Here is a 20,396-nt window from a genome sequence, read left to right as displayed (position 1 = left end):
ACAATAATCATGAAAATTCATTACTATAAATTTAAAATTTGTACAGCATTGGTTTTGCTGGTTTGCAGTTCTTTAACGGTAGTCTTGGCGCAGACAACACGGCCGGCACATATAGGGTTCATTTACCCGATCAGTACCAATGGGCTAGGTGCACCAAATATTACAAACAACTTTAGCCTTCATGCTTTGGGAGGGCTTTCCGCAGGGGAAAGGGGCTTGGCAATTTATGGCCTTGCAGGGATGGTGCAAGGAGATGCAAATGGTCTGCAAGTGGCCGGATTGTGGTCGAAAGTAAGAGGAGATGTGGAAGGGCTTCAGGTTGCCGGACTTATGAATGAAGCTCGAAGTGCGAATCAGGCTGTTCAGGTTGCTGGAATAGTTAACTTATTAGAAATGGATGCGCCCGTACAAGTGGCAGGGATATTCAATAAGGCGAGACAGGTGCAGGGTTTTCAAACTGCGGGGATATTTAACTTGTCTCAATCTGCTAAAGGTGCTCAGGTGGCCGGAATAGCCAACTTTACGAAAATGGTAGAAGGTATTCAAATAGCAGGCATAGTCAATGAGGTGGACAGTGTCAAGGGTGTGCAAATTGCAGGAATTGTGAATCGGGCTAAAAATGTAAATGGAGTACAGATAGCAGGTATAGTGAATATTGCCGAAAGTAGTGATTATCCCATTGGAATTATTAACCTTATCCAAGATGGGGAAATAAGGATTGGATTTTATGCTGATGAAAATCTCACCTCCATGATTATTTTAAAATCCGGAGGGAAGAAATTGTACGGAATTGTTGGTTTAGGTTCAAATCTCCAATACCACGAGCTTCCTTATGCTGTAGAGGCCGGGGTTGGTTTAAAAGTTGTGGATGGAGGCCATTTTCGTTTAGATGTAGAAGGAACCAACCTGTTTATGACTAATTTTAAACGAAGAGGAGAGTATTCCAGATCCGGACTTAAAGTTCTTCCTGCCATCGTCTTGTCAAATAAAGTGGAGGTTTTTGCCGGGCCTAGCATCAATTATATGCATACAAAATATGCCATAGGAGATGAATTGGCCGGGATGAGTTTATGGAACAGAGAGAGAAGAAGTGTTTACAAGGCCATTCATTTGGGATTGTCTGCTGGGATAAACTTTAGAATCTACTAATTTAGCATGAATTCATATAAAAAAGGCTGTGGGATAAAAACCTATGAAGATAATCCCGTGCAACCCAATAAAAGGATGGACAAGAATGCTTTTTATATGCTCGATTGGTTTCTAGAAAAGTCATTTTTAGAAAAAAAAATAAAGTAATTGGATGTTGATTTCCAATTGTTTGAGAAATTTTCACATTGAAGCAAGGGTAAACCGACTTTGGGTTGTCCTTTTAGTGAATGCAGTTATACTAATATCAGGCGTAAGTGAGGGTAAGTTCAAATGTAAAGGAAGAACCGCCATTGAAGGTGGATGACAAGTTGTTTGAAGAGGTGTTTAAAAATCACTTTAAAGCCTTGTATGGCTATGCCCGTGTGCTGTTAAAAGATGAAGTGCTTGCGGAGGAAGTTGTGCAAACTGTTTTTTTAAAGCTTTGGGAAAAGAGAGGGACTGTAAAGATCACTACTTCATTAAAAGCCTATCTCTATAAAGCGGTTTATTATGATGCCTTGAATTACCTTAAACATGAAAAAGTAAAAATGAAACACAGGGAGAGAAAGCAACATGAATATGCAGGAGACAGGTCGATTGGGGCTGTTGTTGACAATTCCGTGGAAGAAAAAGAAATTCAAAATAGATTGAACCTCGCCTTAATGGCTTTGCCTGAAAAGTGCAGGGAAGTTTTCCAACTTAGCAGATTTGAGGAGCTTAAATACGCGGAAATTGCTGAAAGAATGGGTATTTCTATAAAAACGGTGGAAGGTCATATGGGAAAGGCGCTAAAAACTTTAAGACTGGAATTGGCGGAATTTCTCCCCTTATTTTTGATACTATTGGCAGATAAATTTTAGGTGATGGAAGATAGCTTACTTATAAAATACCTGCTCAAGGAAACCAGTAAAGAAGAGTCTCTTGCTGTCAAAAGCTGGGTAGGGGCAAGTGAAGAAAATGAAAAATATTTCAATGACTTTTGCTGGGTATGGAAAAAATCCAAAGAAATAGCCAATGCTGACGAGTTTGATGTAGATGAAGCATGGGAGCAATTTAAACAGAATAGAGATTCAAAACTTTTAAAATCAGGACCAAGGGGTGGTCAAAGGTTTTTATCGTGGCCATGGATTAAGATAGCTGCTTCGGTTGTGTTGTTGTTGGGGGTGTTTGCCATAGCTTTTTCTTTTCTACCCCATTCCGGCAAAGCGTATTATGCTAGCGTGGATCTTGCCTCTTTAGAAGAGTCCAAGGAAGAGGTTTTACTGGATGGGTCTCAGCTTACCCTTAATAAGCACACCAGACTTTCCTACAGACAGAAGTTTTTAGGGGATGACCGTTTCGTTACGCTTATGGAAGGGGAAGCTTATTTTGAAGTTCAAAAGAATCCCAAAAAGCCATTTATTATTGCAGTGGATGAGGTGGAGGTGAGAGTATTAGGGACTTCATTTAATATTAAAAAAGCCGAAGGAAAGACCATTGTTATAGTTGATGAAGGCTTGGTGCAAGTAAGTACCGGAAAGGATGAATTGTTCCTTACAAAAAATGAAAAGGCTACCATATCTACCATTGATGAATCCATTCGAAAAGAGCCTTCAAGAAATCAATTGTTTAAATATTACGTTAGCAAAGAATTTGTAGCAAAAGATATGGCTTTAGAAGAATTGGTTGAGGGATTAAATGAAGCTTATGGCAGTAAAATTGAACTAGTTTCGGAGCGTGCCCGAAGCATGTCTATTACCACTACACTGCCTTTTGGGCCCCTTGAAGATAATCTTGAAATTATCCGTCAAACACTGGGGGTGTCCATCTCTCATGAGGGAGGTGCAATAATTATTGAATAATTCTTTACCTTCGAAGGGTCTGTTGATAATTGCTATGATTTTTAAAATTCGCTGGTTTTTTCTGTTGTTCACCATTTTCCTGACGCCTCAAAAATTTGTTAGTGCCCAGGATTTTCTATTGCATGAGGTGAATTATGAGGTGGCTAACCAAGCCGCCTTGGGGAATGTCATGGATGAGTTGTCTCAGGAACAGGGGTTTTATTTTTCCTACCAAAGTAGCCTAATTGATCTGGATGAAACGGTTTCTGTACCCTCATACGAGGGGCAGGTAGCTGGTTTTCTTCGTTTGCTGCTTGGGGAGGATTTTGAATTTAAAGAGCATGACAAATATGTAATTATTAAATATGCACCGGGTAAATTGGATGTTGATTTAATTGAAGGGAACAAGCGCTCAATGCTTAAGGGGAAAGTTAGAGATTTACATAGCGGCGAAGCCGTTCCATTTGCCAGTGTTTATGAAAAGAATAGCATGGTTTCTTCCTTGTCTGACCAAAATGGGGACTTCGAGTTAAAATATAAAAAGCAGCCGGATGACCTTGTTTGGTTGACCGTTAGCAAGGAAGAGTACCGAGATACTTCTTTTGTGATTTTACCATCAGTTGATGTAGGCTTAAGGGACAAGTCCAGAAAGCTAAGGTTTTATCCGGAAGGCGGAGCTGTTGAAGCAATGGAAAACAGTGCGCTTGGGCGTTTATTTATTGGATTTAGACAAAGGGTACAAAGGCTTAATTTGGGTGGTTTTTTTGCAGAAAGCCCTATGCAGGTATCCCTTACGCCGGGGTTGAGTTCTCAAGGGGTCTTTAATAGCCAGATGATTAATAATTTTTCCCTAAATATCCTAGGAGGCTATACTGCCGGAGTGGAGGGGTTGGAAATTGCGGGCATTTTCAATATGAATCAGAAAGATGTGAAAGCTTTTCAGGTAGCAGGGATTTTTAATATGACAGGTGGGGATGTGGATGGCTTTCAAGCTTCCGGGATTCATAATTTTGTGTATGGCAAGGTGAATGGGTTTCAGGTTGGCGGAATTTACAATCATGTAATGGGAGAAGTAAATGGGGGACAGGTTGCCGGAATCTATAATTTTAGTCAAGGTTCATCAGATATTCAAATAGCAGGTTTACTTAATAAAACGGACCAAGCTAATGTTTTACAAATAGCAGGTCTGTCTAATCGTGCAGATCGTAGTACCGGCGCATTCCAGATTGCAGGATTAAATAATTATTCACAAGGAGAGGTGAGTTATCAGATCGCCGGGCTCATTAACAAGGCAGAAAATGTTTCGGGTGTTCAATTGGCCGGATTAATAAATATTGCCAAGTCGAGTGATTATCCTATCGGTCTGCTTAATCTTATAGAAAACGGTCGAAAGAGCCTGTCTGTAGGTATAGATGAGACTGGACTAGGGCAAATTACTTTCCGATCTGGTGGAAGAAAGTTGTATGGAATCGTGGGCGTGGGTATGAGTGAACTTAGTGAAAAAATGTATGGTTTCGATTTCGGGTTTGGTTTGCATATTTTTGATAAAGAGAAATTGTTGATGGACTTTGAATTTGTCAATCGACAAACAACCAATTTTTCCAAGTTGTCAAACAATACAAGTTTTTTTAGATTGATTCCCGCCTATAAGTTAGGGGGTCGTTTTAGTATTGTGGGAGGCCCTTCCATTGGGTTTACCGTCTTTGATAAAAACTGGGAATATCCAAGTCCCGGTTTATTGTTGGCAGGTAGAACTACAAACAATGGGAGGTATGCCTTGCATGCAGGGTTTTACGCAGGCATAGCCTATTCGTTATGATTCGAATCATAATATCTTTTACCAATTGTCCTTTGGTAGAGAGTTAAAATTGCCCGTTGATTTCTTGCTGATTGAGCGCATTCAAAAGAGCTATGCTGTGTTTTGAACTTTTTTCCCTTACATTTAACGGTTAAAATCATTTAATTTACAAGAATTACCCTTGATTTTAAATTCTTACTCAAGTGTTCGCTGCTTGAGTCAATGAGAATATCATTCTTTTATGAAAAATCCAAACAAGAACAAGACGCCGAAATTTATAGCAATAAGTGAGCAGGTAATAGATAAAATTATTAGTGGTGAATTGTTGCCCGGAGACAAGGTCCCTTCTGAAAATGAATTGATTCACACATTTGGTGTAAGTAATACTACGGCTAGAAAAAGCCTTCAGGAAATAGAGTCCAGAGGCTATGCGCAGCGGATCAAAGGGAAAGGGACGTTTGTGTTAAATAAAACAGGGGATTATCACTTGGTAAGAACCTTGGGGTCAATTGATGCTACAAGGCGAGGCTTTGATGAAAGTTTGAAAGTAGAGGGGTTTGAGCCTAAGACCATTGTGCTAGAAAAAACAGTCTTGGATCATGGGGTGTCAGCAGAAATTAGTGGTAAAAATTATATTATTGAAGGCCCTGTTTTGAAAGTGCATCAGCTGAGGTATGCAGATGATATGCTATTGAAAGATGAGACCAAATATATATCTCTAAAATTTTGTCCAAAAATCAATAGACTTTCTACTGAACTGTCCTACTTTAAAGTTTATGAGGATAAATACAAGCTGAAGATATCTGATATTAAGCAAACCTTGAGTGCCATAATTCTTCCACCGGAAGATGTCGAAAATAATTTTGATCTGGATTACCCGCTACCGGTTTTTGTGTTGGATAGTGTGGTGATAAGTGGCAAAGCCAATGTGCTTGAATTAGAGAAATCCTTGTATAGGGGGGATAAATACAAATTTGCGATCATTGCACATCCGGAATACAAGGGCTAAAGGATTCCTTTTTTAGATATCATGGTTTTTTGAATAATTGTTTGCAAGAGTTATAGGTTTTTTAATTCACTTTCTTAGGGCGTTAAGTTATATTTTTAAAATAGAATAATATTCAGTACTTAATTAGGTGAATATATGTTTTAAGCTTAATAATGAGCTTATTAATTTATTTTACTTGCGTATTTAAGTATTAAGTGATATTATTGTTTAATTAACTTAGAGCGTTAAGAAGATGAACCCAAAAATCCGATGGTATATATTAGCAATGGTATTCATTGCTACAGGCCTAAATTTTTTAGACAGGCAGGTCCTTTCCATGACCATTATTAAGATTCAAGAAGAACTTTCTATTTCTGATGTTCAATACGGCTGGGTCAATACCGGGTTTCTGGTGAGTTATGCTTTAATGTTTACTATTGGAGGTCGTCTGATTGATAAGTTTGGAGGTAAAAAGGGCCTTGGATTTTCTGTAGGTATCTGGTCTTTAGCCAGTGTATTACATGGGGTCATGAATACTTTTTCCCAGTTGTTAGGGTTTCGTTTTCTTCTTGGTATAGGGGAAGGGGCTTGTTTTCCCGGGGCAGCAAAGACTGTTTATGAATGGTTTGATAAAAAAGAGCGAGCACTTGCCAATGGTATAGCTATTGGCGGTGCTGCAATAGGGGCAGTAGCGGCACCTCCTTTGACCATTTTGATTGCAGGGGAATATGGCTGGCGCTGGAGCTTTGTTATTCCGGGGCTTATAGGCTTTGTCTGGTTGGCGCTATGGTTTGCTCAATCTTGGAAAAAAAGTTTGCACGCCAGAGAAGCCAGAGCCTTAGCTACTACAGCATCCCCTGTTGTTCAAATTCCCATTAAAAAGCTGCTAAAAAACAAAACTGTTCAAGTATTTATCTTGATTAGGTTTATGCTGGACCCTGTATTTTACTTTTTGATGTTTTGGGTGCCAAAATACCTTAACGAAGAAAGAGACTTGTCCTTTGAGCGGATAGGGGAATTGTTTTGGGTTCCTTTTCTTGCCTTGGGACTTTCAAATATTCTTGGCGGATGGTGTTCAGATAAATTGGTTGCTAAGAATTTCAGCATTAATGCCGCTAGAAAGTGGGTGATGGGTTTTGCTGCAGCACTTACCCTTGTGGCACCATTTATCTCTACCGTTTCTACGGTTGAAGTGGCCATACTTCTGATGTCATTAATGATGTTAGCTCATGGCTTTTGGATTACAAATTACATTACAGCAATAGCAGATGTATTTGGGAAATATGCTACGTCCTCTGTTGTAGGATTGTCAGGTACAGCGGGTGCCATTTCAGGAATGATTATCAATCCTTTGATTGGGTGGATTGCTCATAATTATTCCTATGGTCCGCTTTGGTTAGTTTCCGGAATCATGTACCCTTTGGCTTTCCTTATTATGATGGTGTTTATACCAAAAATAAAAACAGTAGAATTTAAGAATTAAAAATAAATCGGTTGATAAACGTGGGTTAAACTTGTTGAGATTAACCTAGTGCGGTAAGAAAATAAAAAATAATTAAACCTAATGAAATGAAGGAGTCAAAAGCAAATGAAAACCCATTAGCGGGTAAATATAAAATAGAAAGAAGGGAAGAATCCTTACCAAGGATTGGTGTTTTTGGAGTTGGGTACTTTAAATATTGGGATCAATTTGAAGGTTTATTGGAGGCTTTATTAGCAAAGCAAAAGGTATTGGTAGAGAAAATTGAAAAAAACAAGGCTGAAGTGATTGACTTTGGTTTGGTGGATGATGCTCAATCTGCTTATGACCTAGTGCCTAAATTGCAAGCTGCAAATCTTGACTTGATATTTTGTGACATGCTCACCTATGCCACCTCAAGTACTTTTGGGACGATAATTAAAAACATTAATGTACCGATAGTACTGGTGGCTCTACAGCCGGACAAGGCTATGGATTATAGTAGGGCATCTACTTATATGCAATTATACAATGATGATGTCTGCTCCCTACCTGAATTTGCAGGTGTTGCGGTTAGGATGGGTAAAAACGTTCCGGAAGTAATCATTGGTACTTTACATGATGATCCTGAGTCAGAGCTTTTGATCAGTAAGTATTGTAGAATGGCAAATGTTTTACATGGGCTTAAGACGGCTAGAATTGGCCATATAGGTCACCCCATTGAGGCCATGCTTGATATGCACACCGACTCTACGATGCTTACTGCACATTTTGGGGTGCATATTGTTCAATGTGAAGCCAATGAAATTGTCGGTAACTATGCCAACAATGTTTCTGATGCGGAAGTGGCTGAGGAAGAGGAACGCATTTTATCATTTTTTGATACTCCGGACCCGGTTTCTGACCCGATTTCAGAAAAATTAAAAAAGGAGGACTTAAAGGTAGCAGCTAGTGTTTCAGTAGCTTTAAAGAAATTTGTAAATGACAAAGGGCTAGATGGTCTTGCCTATTATTACAATGGCGAAGACCACAGTGAAACACAATTGGTAATGTCAAACCTTATTGTAGGTAACTCACTTTTGACCAGCTCCGGTTTTCCCATGTGTGGTGAATCTGATCTTAAATGTTGTATGGCCATGTTTATCATGGACCGTTTCGGTATAGGAGGAAGTTTTGCTGAGTTTCATCCGGTAGATTTTAAAGAAAACTTTGTTTTGGTGGGACATGATGGCCCGCATAATATTTCCATAGCCCAAGGTAAACCTGTTCTCCGAAGTTTGAAAAAATACCATGGCAAACCGGGTTTTGGTGCAGGAGTGGAATTTAAAATTAAGGAGGGGCCTATTACCATGTTGAGTATTAGTTCAAATTATGAAGGGAAATTCAAATTTGTCATTGCCGAAGGAGAGTCTGTAGAAGGCCCCATACCACCTACAGGAAATACCAATACTAGGGGCTTTTTCAAACCGGATGTTAGGACTTTCCTAACAAACTGGATCAAGGAAGGGCCAACCCATCATTTTGCTTTAGGTATTGGTCACCATGCCAAGAGTATTCAAAAAATTGCCGATTATTTAAATATAGAATCGGTAATAGTAGTCTGATCTTAATTAACGATTAACCCAAAATAACTGACTATGAAAACACTTATTAAAAGTTTTGTTTTTGAAAGAATGGGGACTGTAATTTTTTTGAAATGATTCATGGTTGGAGATTTGTTGAAATAGGTAAGATGAATAATAAATGTTTTCTAGTATTTTAGATAAACCGTAAAATAACAATGAGAAGAAATAGAAACGGTAGAATTTATTTTCATGCCTTATATATAAATGCTGTATTAAGTCTGCTGACAAGTTGCCAAAGTGGCGAAACAGAAAAGAGGGACAAAAGGCCTAATGTATTGGTTATTCTAACAGACCAGCACACCAATGATGCGCTAAGTTATTTGGGGAATCCTTTTTTAAAGACGCCTGCAATGGATCAGCTAGCTGAAGAAGGAACCTTTTTTACCGCATCTTATTGTACATCCCCTGTTTGCGGCCCTGCAAGGAGTAGTCTGATTACTGGGAGAATGCCACATGAAACAGGAGTGATCTGGAACTCCACGAATATCCATCAGGAAGTACCAACCATAGGTCAGATTTTTAAAGAAGCAGGATACAATACTGCTTGGGCAGGGAAATGGCATTTGCCCCAATCTTATCCTGCCAAAAGTGAGATGGATTCTGTTGCCGGTTTTGAAGTAATTTCCTTTCAATCCCTTTCAAAAGAATGGGACTTGGGTGAAGATACAGATGGACCTATTGCGGATGCAACTGTTAATTACCTTAACAATTATTCAGAAGACCAACCTTTTTTATTGGCTGTTTCTCTTCATAATCCACATGATATCTGCCATGTTCCAAGAAGGCCGGATGAGTATGCCAAAGCCCATGAGTTGGAAGACTTGCCGCCCCTTCCTATTAATTACGCAATAGATCCTGATGAACCACAATTCCTAAAAGAAAAGCGTTTGATGGATCATTATGGAGATGAATTGTTGAAGACCTTGGACTATACCGATGAAGATTGGCAAGCCTACTTGTACCATTATTATCGGTTTACTGAAATGGTGGACAAGGAAATTGGAAAAATCATGGAAGCCTTAAAGAAAAATGGCTTTGATGAGAATACAATTGTAGTCTTAACCAGTGAACATGGAGATGGGGGCGCTGCTCATAAATGGGCTGCCAAGTTAAGCCTCTATGAAGAAGCAGCCACTGTACCTTTTATTATTCGGTACAAGGGCAGGGTCCCTGCACAAAACATTGATAGAAATCAGTTGGTATCAGGGATTGACCTAGCTCCCACGATTGTTGATTATGCAGGACTGGCTTCCTCAGCTAAATTTACAGGTAAAAGCCTTAAGCCGATTTTGGAAAATCCGGGCGAAAGGTTGAGGGAATATTTGGTGGTACAACTGGCTGATGATAAGTTGGACTCGAGTAGGCAGGCCAGGATGATCAGAAATGATCGATACAAATACAATTTGTACAATCAGGGCGAGCGAAATGAACAGTTATTTGACTTGTGGAAAGATCCCGGCGAACAAAATAATCTTGCTTATCAGGAAGCTTATGCACCTGTTAAAATAAAATTGAACAAGGCATTGAAGGAATGGATCGTTGCCGCAGAGGATGACTTTTTTCAATGGCATCCTTTGCCGAATGTGAATGAGGAATAGGTAGCCTCCGTCCTTTAATCGTTTAAACAAACACGAATAACCATGAAATTTAGCACAAACCTCTTTTGTTTAATTGTCGGATTTTGTTGCACATGGCCTCTTCTGATCCAGGCCCAGGAAAGCACAATCTATAAAGAAATGCGACAAAATTTTCAGGATCCACCAAGCACAGCCAAGCCTACCGTTTATCATTGGTGGTTAGGGGGGCATGTGGACACTGTCAGGTTAAAAGAGGAAATACGGTCATTCGATGAAGCAGGGATTGCAGGTTTTACCATTTTTGAAATAGGGTCAAGAGATACCGTGCTTGTAGGTACAGGTCCTGAATTCCTGGGTGAGGAATCACTGAAGACGATAAAAGTTGCGGTGAAAGAAGCGGGTAAATACGGGATGGAAGTTGGGCTGAATACAGCGAGTAGCTGGAATGCAGGTGGAAATTGGCTAAGGCCAAAGCATGCTGCAAAATCCATTTACCAACGCAAGGTGACAGTTACCGGAGGGGCGAAGAAAAAAATTAATTTGCCTTTTCCGGAGATTCCCGAAAAGGACCCTAGGGGAAGGACGCGTATTATTTCCTATGACAAAGATGGGAAGCCGGTTTATTCACAAGAGATAGCCGTTTTGGCGATTCCTATGCTTGAAGGAAATGTGGAGATGGACACCAGTCGGATACATGATGTTTCTCATTATTTTGATGCAAAAAAAGAGGTGTTGAATTGGGAAGTGCCGGCGGGAGAATGGAAAATTGTCAGGTATGTGAGTTCCAATTCCGGAGAAAACTTAGTGTTACCCAGCAAGTATTCTGCTGGTCCGATAGTAGATCATTTTGATGCGGAAGCTACAGCCTTTCACTTTAATTATATTATAGGTCGATTGGAGTCGGCTTTGGGAGACTTGCGAAAAACAGCCCTTAAAAACCTATACATGGCTAGTTATGAAGCCAGGGGCTTCAATTGGACACCGACTTTACCCCGGGAATTTCAGGAGCTAAATGGGTATGATATAAAGAAATTCCTTCCAATACTTTTCGATGAAATCAAACTTTCTGAGGAGGTAACTTCTGCTTTCAGGGCCGGCTTTCAAAGGACTTTGTCTGAGTTGATGATTAAGAACTTTTACATGAAGTCCAAGGAGATTTGCAATGCCCATGGATTGAAAAACAATAGTGAAGCAGGAGGTCCGGGTTATCCTTTACATAATGTTCCGGTGGAACCATTAAAGGCTTTGGGTAAAGGCTTGGACATCCCTAGAGGGGAGTTTTGGATCAATCATCATAACTTTAGTGAGGAGGGGATGGATGTGTTACGTGTAGTGAAAGAGGTGTCTTCTGCATCCAATATGTATGGATTAGGGATCGTGGAGATGGAGGCCTTTACAACTTTTCAACAATGGCAGGAAGGGCCTTTTGAAATGAAGCCTATGGGAGACAGGGCTTTTGCTGAAGGTATGAACAGGGTGGTTGTCCATGGATCTACTCATAACCCTGATGGCACAGGGAACCCGGGCATTGTTTACCACGCAGGCACCCACTATAATGACAAAAGGGTTTGGTGGAAGAAAATTAGACCTTTTAATGAATACTTGGCTCGGATATCATATGTCCTTCAAGAGGCTGACTTTAAAGCGGATGTTTTGTATTATTATGGAGATACTATCCCTAATTACGGAGGACACAAACGCAGTCGCTTCAATCCGGGAGAAGGATATGATTATGAATTAGTGAATACCGAAGTGCTTCTTGGTCTTGAAGTGAGAAACGGAAAAATTTTCAATCCTCGAAATAAAGCGGAATTTAGTCTACTGGCCTTGACCAAGGAATATGAAATCAATCCTAAAGTCTTAGCAAAACTTGAACAAATGCTTAAGGACGGAGCCATTATTACGGGACCTAAACCCATTCGAATAGCTCCTGAAAGAAACACGAAGGGTCTACCGGACATGAATGGCTGGCTGGAAAGGTTATGGAAGCCATTCAATAAAGCAACATTCAAACCCGGGGACAGGTCTATTTATTATAATGCTTCAATTGGAGAGCTACTTAATGCATTGAATGTATGCCCTGACTTTGATTATAAGGACAAAGGCTTTTATACCTTGGATTACACCCATTATCAAAAGGGAGGAATGGATTTCTATTTTCTGGTAAATACCACGGATACTTGGATGTCCAGAAACTTAAAATTTAGACAGCACGACAAAATTCCTGCTTTATGGAATCCTGAAAATGGCAAAATAACCCGCATTCCCGTTTATGAAAAAACAGAAAAAGGTACCACCTTGCCTTTGACGCTTGCTCCACACGAAAGTGTATTTGTGGTTTTTCAAAGGGGGAGTAATCCTGAGCACTATACAAAAGTAAAACATAATGGCATCCACCCACCTCAGCTTCGCTACACTGAAAATGGTATTGAGTTTTGGGAGGAGGGTGATTTCGGCCTGATACAAGATGAAAATTTATTGGAACTATCCACCAGACTTCATAAGGAAGAGCTTGATGGGGCTTGGGAGGTTTATTTCCCGGAAGGCTTTGGTGCTACTGAAAAAGCAATTTTTCCGGAGTTAAAATCTTGGACGGAGTCAGCAATTGAAGGTATCAAATACTTCTCCGGTACAGCGCGTTATGAAAAGCAATTTATTCATAAAATGCATGCTTCCGAGTTTCCAAAGTCTAAGATTTACCTTGATTTAGGTGATCTTTCCCATGTCGCTGAGGTGTGGTTAAATGATAAGCCCTTGGGAATTACCTGGGCAAAGCCCTATCGGTTTGATGTGACAGATGCGATTAAACCCGGGATTAATCAATTAAAAATTGAAGTAGCCAATACCTGGTCCAATAGGTTGACAGGGGATGCGTTGACAGGGGAGCAATTTACAAAAACACATGTAGCTGCGACGGTGATAAAAGGTATTCCCAAATTAAGAGTGCCATGGAAAAATGCTCCTTTGATTCCTTCCGGAATTTTTGGTCCGGTTACTATAACTACCGTATTGCCTGTGGCTCCACTTAGGGAAATTAGTGTGGCCAAGATTTTTTCAGACCATATGGTATTGCAACGCGACCAGCCCATTCCGGTTTGGGGAGCGGGTAGTCCCGGTGAAGAGGTAAGTATCCTATTGGGAAAGGAGAAGGTAAATACACTTGTGGATCAAAGTGGAGCGTGGAAGGTTAATTTGTCTCCCTTGGCAGCCGGTGGACCTTTTACGCTTTCAGTAAATAGCTCAAAAAAAAACTTCAATTCACTGATGTTCTAATAGGAGATGTTTGGTTTGCTTCCGGCCAATCCAATATGGAGCACGCCGTTAAAGGGTGGGAGCGGATTCCCCAATCTTCCATAAGGGATGCTGAAAAGGTATTGGAAGAGGCATATGTGTCTAACATACGTTTGTTTAACGTTCAGGTGTTTCCTTCTCCGGTACCTTTGGAGGATCTTCCTGAAGGTAAATGGGAAAGGGCCAATGCAAATACTTTGGCAGGATTTTCAGCCTCTGCATGGTTTTTTGCTAAGCGACTATACCAGGAACTGGGCATACCTATCGGAATCATCCATAGTTCTTGGGGAGGAACCTCTATCCGTACCTGGACAGACCCATCAAGTCTAAGGGATTTCAAGGATTCCTTGAACTTAGTCCCGATTCCTCCTGATTATGAAGTAGAAATGTGGAAAGAAAAAGTTGCGGCGAGTATTGATAACCACAAGCTTAGGCGAAATGCCATAAGTTACCCAAATGTGGAGGTCAGGACTCGCGTTTTATCGGGGAAAGCGCCAGATCTTAGTTGGGAAAAAGTAAGCATGCCTGATGATAACTTGAAGCTTGACCATGTTACTTGGTTTCAAAAAGAAGTTTCTCTGGATACATCTTCTTTAATTGGTGATTTGAGTTTGAATTTGGGGTTTCTTAACCGGCAAAGCCATGTCTATTGGAACGGTCGGTCTCTTGGTTATTTTCAGTATCCCTCTCCTGTAAAAGCTATGGTGCCGGATAGTCTGGTGAATGATGGGAAGAATACAATCTCTATTCGTTTGGCAAGCCCATGGGGAAATGGGGCCATTTATAATGCGAAACAATCATTTTCACTTACCAATGGACAGGGAGACTTAGTCTTGTCTTTGGCTGGAACCTGGAATGTTCTCGAGTATGCTGAGGAAATTCCAGAAGCATTGCCTTCTTATTTTAATTTGCCTGGCTATCTTTTTAATGGGATGGTGGCACCGGTAATACCTTATGGAATAAAAGGTTTTATTTGGGATCAAGGGGGAGCAGATGCGGGCAGGCCGGTGCTTTATAAGGCCATGTTTAAGCGTTTGATTAGTGACTGGAGAGATTTATGGCACAACAATGAACTGCCTTTTTTGTTTGTTCAAAACACCGGAACTTATGCCAATCACCATTTTAAAGAGAGAACTTTCTCCAGAAGTTATCTTAGAGAAGCTCAGGAGCAAGCACTTGATTTAGTGAAAACTGGAATGGTTGTGTCTGTGGATATCGGAGACCCTTTTGATGTACATCCAAAAAACAAACAGGATTTCGGAAATCGGCTTGCGCTTCAGGCCTTGAATAAAGTATATGGAAAAGAGGTCGTGGCTGATGGTCCCTTTTTCAAAAGTTATGAGATTAAAGGGAGGGAATTGGTAATTCAGGTAAAAGACCCCAGCCAACAATTGGTTTTAAAAATAAATGCTACAGAATCAGGTTTTGAAGTTTCGGACGCAATGGGTAAATTTCATCCTGTAGAAGCAAGCTTGGAGGAAAATAAAATTCACCTCCAAATCCCCGAAAATGTACAAGCTAAGTCCTTAAGGTATGCTTGGGGAGATTATCCTGTCAATAGTATATTTAATCAAGAAGGGCTGCCCATGGCTCCATTTAATGTTGCCATATTAGAATATTAATGTTTTCGATTAGTTGCTTTACTTAATCTGCTCGATAAACTGTAAATGATTTCAATTCCATTTTACTATCTTCTCCTACCAAAGAAAGGCGGAGTTTATCCGTTTTTACGGGATCAAAATAGTGGATGCGCTTTCTGCCAATGGTTTGCCCTTCCGCTACAGTTTGCCACTTTCCACCTTTAAAACTTTCAAGAGTATATTGCTTGATGTGTTGTCCATTGGCAATGTTTTCTTCCAAAACCATTAGGTTGGGTGATTGGTTTTTAGGAATTGTAAGGGTGTAAATCGTATTGTTATTGCTTTGCGGCTGATCATAATTGGCCACTGGATGTGAAAAAATTTCCGTAATGGCTTCTCCAAACTCTTCCAGTCGCATTACTTCAGCAGCTGGAATCAGGCCGCTGGTGTCAGGAGTCATATTGACCAAAAGGTTGGCCCCTCGACCGATTGATTCGGAATATACATTCATCATAAAAGGAAGGTCACGTAAGGTTTTATCTGAATCCGGTTGCCAAAACCAAGTTGATCGGGTATGGAGGTTGGCTTCAGCAGGAATCCATCCCGCACTTTGTGGACCTACCCATTTATCAAAACCTTCTCCCGGCTGCACCACATTGTCTAAAGGATAAGCCGCCCATCCTTGTTCACTTCCCGACCAGCGAACATCAGGTTTGGTTCCTCCCATTACAATTGCCTTTGGTTGCAAAAGCCGCACCATATTGTGTATTGCATCGCCATAGGCCGTGCCCAATGGTTGCTTGGTCTCAGGATCCATGACATCCCAACCAAAGGGATCATAGGCACCATCAAACCAAAGGTAGGAGATTTCTCCATAGTTGGTCAGCAACTCTCTGAGCTGCTCCAGAAAAATAGGGAAGTACTTGTGGATGTCTCCTACAATTTTGCGTTCTCCTTGTGGATTGGGTGTGCTGGTACAGCCAAAATGCTTGTCTCCACCGGATACATAGAGACCAATTTCCAGGTCATACTTTCTACAAGCATCTACAAACTCCCTGACAACATCTCCTTTACCGTTTTTCCAAGTAGCATTCTTCACCGAATAATCTGTGGTTTCCGTAGGCCAGAGACAAAAGCCATTGTGGTGTTTTGCTGTTAATACGATGTGTTTGGCGCCAAAAGATTTGGCTGTTTTGGCCCATTGTTCCGCATCAAGTCTGTTGGGATTAAATATTTCTGCAGCGGGGACACTCATCATGTCAGAGCCTATATAGGTGGCAGGCCCAAAGTGAATAAAGGCCCCCAACTGCCTTTCTTGGTAAGCCAATTGACTTTCTGTGGGGCGAGTTCGTAATGGCTCAGTAGAAAAAATGGCTGTTCCGCCACCTTCTGTGCCTGCTTCCAATACCGGTAGCCAGTCTCCTTGGTGTTTTGGTGCTACATCGGATTGCCCTTCAGCTTTAAAGAAATGCTCAAACAATTCCTTGGGTGTTCCATCGTAAGTAGCTCGCTGTAAATCCCCTGCTGTAGTTTGATCGCTTCCTGTGAAATAAAGGATGGTTTTACCTTGAAAATAGCAGAGTTCCACATCAGAAGCGTTGTTCTCAGAGATGTCAGGATCAATCAATGGAATGTTTTTATGTTCCGGATTAAAAGTAACGAAAGGTCTGTCTTCGGGTGCATCTTCCCAATTGACAAGGTCTTTGGAGCGGGTAATGCGTGTTTCATAGCCTGGTTTAAGAGATTCTAGGTAGAGTGTGTAATACCAATCCCCTTCATAATAAAGGGCTGGTCCGCCAACATACTTGTCCACTCCGTAAATCGCCCCCGGAATTTCTTCCCAAGTCTCCAAATCCGAAGAGCTCATGTACCTAAAGGTAAAAGGTTTCCACTGTTGGTCACTGGTTTCATACAGCAGTACAAAACCATCTTTCCCCCTCGTAACAGCAGTATTAAAAAAATACTCATTGTCATTTGCACGAAGGACAGTTTTTGGTTTACTCCAATTGATAAGATCTTCAGAGCTAGTCATTGTGATTTCCGTCATTTTTCGCCAGGGTTTTCCTTCCCCATAATCCCCGGCAAAAACATATACCTTGCCCTCCCATGTCAAAACTGTTCCAAAGCCATGGTTTTTCAGAGGAGTGGAAATTATTTGATCTGTTTCTAGGTCTCTAATACGGATTTCGTCCTCATGAAAATAGTCGCCCGGTTTTGCTCCCGGAATATCCCAAAATCGCTGGTTATTTTCCAGAAGGTATAACTTCTTTTGAAACACAAACGGCGAGGTTTCCACGAGGGGTGAACCCAGCCGTTCTTCTTTCTGGATTGGGTTTTTCCATGGCTCTTGCGCCATTAAGTGTTGGGTTATAAAAAGTAGGGCAATACAGGCAATGCTTCTCAGATACTTCATGGTATAAGTTATACAGCTTTGGGTCATTTGTGACTATCTGGTAAATATATAAAAAGCTGGTAGGATATATTCTTTTGAGCTGATTTGAAAAATTGTTAACTTATAGGATAGATTGCACGCAGAGCCGCGGAGTCGCGAAGAAAAAGAAAACTCAGTAAAGGTTTACCAATTCAAAATGAAGTATCCTTTATAGCTTTGCGTCTTAGCGCCTTAGCGAGAACATTAACTTACAAAAGGACTTTTAAAAATTGCACGCAGAGCCGCAGAGCCGCAGAGTCGCAAAGAAAAAGAAAACCAGGTAAACGTTTACCAATTCAAAAAGAATTAACCTTATGAACCTTTGCGTCTTGGTGCCTTAGCGAGGAACAATAACCTAACAAGAATTGTAAATAATTTGTAAAAATTCCTTTCGGATAACATTGCTTTCAAAGCACTTTTTTATCCTCTTTTTGCGTTTTGATTAGTTTATCTTTCTTCTGTTCAAAATCAGAAGTTCTAACGGCATGGCTGGAGGGTTCTAATTGATAGCCGTATTTTCTTCCATATACTTGGGTGAATTCAGCGCCAAAGAAAAGAATAAGGCAGGAATAGGAAATCCACAGCAGAAAAAGAATAATTGCTCCTGCAGCACCAAATGTTGCGCCCGGATTTGACTCACTTAAATAAAATGCAATAAGTGCTTTTCCTATCGTAAATAGTACTGATGTGAGAATAGCACCTGTCCATACCATTCGCCATTTAATATTTACATCTGGTAAAACTTTAAATATTGCTGCAAAAAGCAGTGCAATGATGACTATTGAAAGAACAATATTGGCTAAATAAGCCACGATAAAAAGACTTTCACCAAAATTACGTGTCAACCAACCACCTATTGAAGAGATTGTAGTACTCAATACCAATGAAATGAGCAGTAAAAAGCCTATTACTATAATAATCCCAAGTGAGGTAGCCCTGTCTTTCAAAAGGGTTTTTATACCAGCTTTTTCACTCTTTTTTACCTCCCAAATAGAATTTAAAGATTTCTGTAATTGAACAAAAAGCCCTGTGGCACCAAAAAGCATGGTGCCAAGCCCTACGATGCTCATAAGGACGGATTGATCGGCTATATTCGCATTGACTAAAATTTCCGCGATACTTTCTGCAGATTCAGCGCCTATCATACTTGTCAATCCTGAAGTGATTTCTGCGACAGTATCTGTCCTGTCCATAAAAATTCCAATTATGGATACAATAATAAGTAACAGACCAGGTAATGAGAAAACTGCGTAGTAGGCTACTGAAGCTGCATTACCAAAAGCGTCATCATCCGACCACTCTTTATAAGTTGCCTTCAATAAAGACCAAGTGTCCTTTAACCTGTACTTCTGTTCTTTGGAGCCCTGTGACATAATGCGAGAATTATTTTAAGCTTCTGGATTCAAATTTCATTTAAAATCGTCTGTGCGAGGATAATAATCTTTTCCAATACCATGCCAAAAATAAAACGGAGCCTAGGTGTTTCATGGGCGAAGGTCTGAAAACCAGCAAAATATGCTTGGGATAAGTTAAGTGGAAATTGAAAAAAATAATCTAGACTTGCTGTAGCCCGAGTTTTTGAATGAGTTCGAAAAAAATGCTAACTTATAAGTTAAACATTAAAAATTGTACGCGGAGTCGCTAAGAAGGATATTAAAATCTTTGCGTCTTAGCGTCTTTGCGAGGATTTATGGTTAAATAAACATTAAAAATTGCGCGCAGAGCCGCGGAGTCGCTAAGAAGGGTATTAAAATCTTTGCGTCTTAGCGCCTTTGCGAGGATTTAGAGTTAATAAACTTTAAAAATTGCACATAGAGCCGAGGAGCCGCCAAGAAGGGTGTTTAAAATCTTTGCGCCTTAGCGTCTTAGCGAGGATTTATAGTTAAATAAACATTAAAAATTGCACGCAGAGTCGCGGAGTCGCCAAGAAGGGTATTAAAATCTTTGCGTCTTAGCGCCTTAGCGAGGATTTAGAGTTAATAAACTTTAAAAATTGCACATAGAGCCGAGGAGCCGCCAAGAAGAGTTATTTATAATCTTTGCGCCTTAGCGTCTTAGCGAGGATTTATAGTTAAATAAACATTAAAAATTGCGCGCAGAGCCGCGGAGCCGCCAAGAAGGGTATTTAAAATCTTTTTGTCTTAGCGCCTTTGCGAGGATATAGAGATCAAACCCGTAAAAAGATGACCGAAAACGAACTTTCTAAAATTATAGTAGATACTTGTTATCAGATTCATGTGACGCTTGGCCCGGGTTTATTTGAGTCAGTTTACGAGGAGATTTTGTATTATGAACTAAGTCAGAAAGGCTTGCGCGTTTCCCGTCAACAAACCATTCCCGTAATTTGGAAAGGTGTCCAAATGGGGCCTGGTTTTCGATCGGATTTGATTGTTGAGAACTTGGTATTGCTAGAATTAAAATCTGTAAGTGCTATTGCACCAGTTCATTTTAAGCAAGTGTTAACCTACTTAAAGCTTACTGGGCTTAAGCTTGGATTGCTAATTAATTTCAATGAATCCTTAATAAAAGAAGGAGTAACAAGAGTGGTAAATAATTTATAATAATCGTTAAAATTGCGCGCAGAGTCGCGGAGTCGCCAAGAAGGGTATTAAAATCTTAGCGTCTTAGCGCCTTAGCGAGGATTTATAGTTAAATAAACTTTAGGATTTGCACGCAGAGCCGCGGAGTCGCAAAGATGA

The 20,396-nt window shown here is 40.4% G+C and carries 14 protein-coding genes; 12 read left to right on the top strand and 2 right to left on the bottom strand.

Features of this window, described 5'->3' with window-relative positions:
* Positions 1–9: 9 nt before the first annotated feature.
* The 11 genes from Q4534_RS19510 to Q4534_RS19460 all read left to right on the top strand — a co-directional run bounded on the left by Q4534_RS19510 (position 10) and on the right by Q4534_RS19460 (position 15,308).
* Positions 10–1,149, top strand: a complete 1,140-nt coding sequence (locus tag Q4534_RS19510) for a hypothetical protein (protein ID WP_303614832.1) — start codon at positions 10–12, stop codon at positions 1,147–1,149.
* A 6-nt stretch (positions 1,150–1,155) separates the two neighbouring features.
* On the top strand, positions 1,156–1,296 hold the full coding sequence (locus tag Q4534_RS19505) for a hypothetical protein (protein ID WP_303614831.1): 141 nt from the start codon (positions 1,156–1,158) through the stop codon (positions 1,294–1,296).
* 107 nt (positions 1,297–1,403) lie between these two features.
* On the top strand, positions 1,404–1,988 hold the full coding sequence (locus Q4534_RS19500) for an RNA polymerase sigma-70 factor (protein WP_303614830.1): 585 nt from the start codon (positions 1,404–1,406) through the stop codon (positions 1,986–1,988).
* A 3-nt stretch (positions 1,989–1,991) separates the two neighbouring features.
* The gene (locus Q4534_RS19495; RefSeq protein ID WP_303614829.1) at positions 1,992–2,969 is read left to right on the top strand and encodes a FecR family protein; all 978 of its coding nucleotides are present in this window, start codon (positions 1,992–1,994) and stop codon (positions 2,967–2,969) included.
* A 34-nt stretch (positions 2,970–3,003) separates the two neighbouring features.
* Positions 3,004–4,767, top strand: coding sequence for a hypothetical protein (locus Q4534_RS19490; RefSeq protein ID WP_303614828.1), 1,764 nt, complete (start codon positions 3,004–3,006; stop codon positions 4,765–4,767).
* Between the two features lie 220 nt (positions 4,768–4,987).
* Positions 4,988–5,755 (top strand): GntR family transcriptional regulator, encoded by a 768-nt coding sequence (locus Q4534_RS19485; protein ID WP_303614827.1) that lies wholly within the window; start codon positions 4,988–4,990, stop codon positions 5,753–5,755.
* Positions 5,756–5,987: 232 nt separating this feature from the next.
* Positions 5,988–7,217, top strand: a complete 1,230-nt coding sequence (locus Q4534_RS19480; RefSeq protein ID WP_303614826.1) for an MFS transporter — start codon at positions 5,988–5,990, stop codon at positions 7,215–7,217.
* An 86-nt stretch (positions 7,218–7,303) separates the two neighbouring features.
* Entirely contained in the window at positions 7,304–8,797 is a 1,494-nt protein-coding gene (locus Q4534_RS19475; RefSeq protein WP_303614825.1) for an L-fucose/L-arabinose isomerase family protein, read from the top strand.
* A 176-nt stretch (positions 8,798–8,973) separates the two neighbouring features.
* Positions 8,974–10,416 (top strand): sulfatase, encoded by a 1,443-nt coding sequence (locus tag Q4534_RS19470; RefSeq protein ID WP_303614824.1) that lies wholly within the window; start codon positions 8,974–8,976, stop codon positions 10,414–10,416.
* Between the two features lie 138 nt (positions 10,417–10,554).
* Positions 10,555–13,668 (top strand): glycosyl hydrolase, encoded by a 3,114-nt coding sequence (locus Q4534_RS19465; protein ID WP_303614823.1) that lies wholly within the window; start codon positions 10,555–10,557, stop codon positions 13,666–13,668.
* A 35-nt stretch (positions 13,669–13,703) separates the two neighbouring features.
* Positions 13,704–15,308, top strand: coding sequence for a sialate O-acetylesterase (locus tag Q4534_RS19460; protein ID WP_368509164.1), 1,605 nt, complete (start codon positions 13,704–13,706; stop codon positions 15,306–15,308).
* A gap of 22 nt (positions 15,309–15,330) precedes the next feature.
* On the opposite strand, the gene Q4534_RS19455 is transcribed toward Q4534_RS19460, so the two are convergent.
* Together Q4534_RS19455 and Q4534_RS19450 are read right to left on the bottom strand one after the other, a co-directional pair.
* Positions 15,331–17,679 (bottom strand): alpha-L-fucosidase, encoded by a 2,349-nt coding sequence (locus tag Q4534_RS19455; protein WP_303614822.1) that lies wholly within the window; start codon positions 17,677–17,679, stop codon positions 15,331–15,333.
* A 425-nt stretch (positions 17,680–18,104) separates the two neighbouring features.
* A complete protein-coding gene (locus tag Q4534_RS19450; RefSeq protein WP_303614821.1) occupies positions 18,105–19,070 on the bottom strand; it encodes a YihY/virulence factor BrkB family protein in 966 nt (321 codons plus the stop codon).
* 810 nt (positions 19,071–19,880) lie between these two features.
* Between Q4534_RS19450 and Q4534_RS19445 the strand changes: the two genes are divergently transcribed.
* Positions 19,881–20,258: a GxxExxY protein gene (locus Q4534_RS19445; RefSeq protein WP_303614820.1), complete on the top strand. Its 378-nt coding sequence runs from the start codon at positions 19,881–19,883 to the stop codon at positions 20,256–20,258.
* Positions 20,259–20,396 lie beyond the last annotated feature (138 nt).

The sequence above is a fragment of the Cyclobacterium sp. 1_MG-2023 genome (genome assembly GCF_030546805.1).
Lineage (GTDB): Bacteria > Bacteroidota > Bacteroidia > Cytophagales > Cyclobacteriaceae > Cyclobacterium.
The sequence above is the reverse complement of the archived record's forward strand: the minus strand, read 5'-3'. Positions and strand labels throughout refer to the sequence as shown.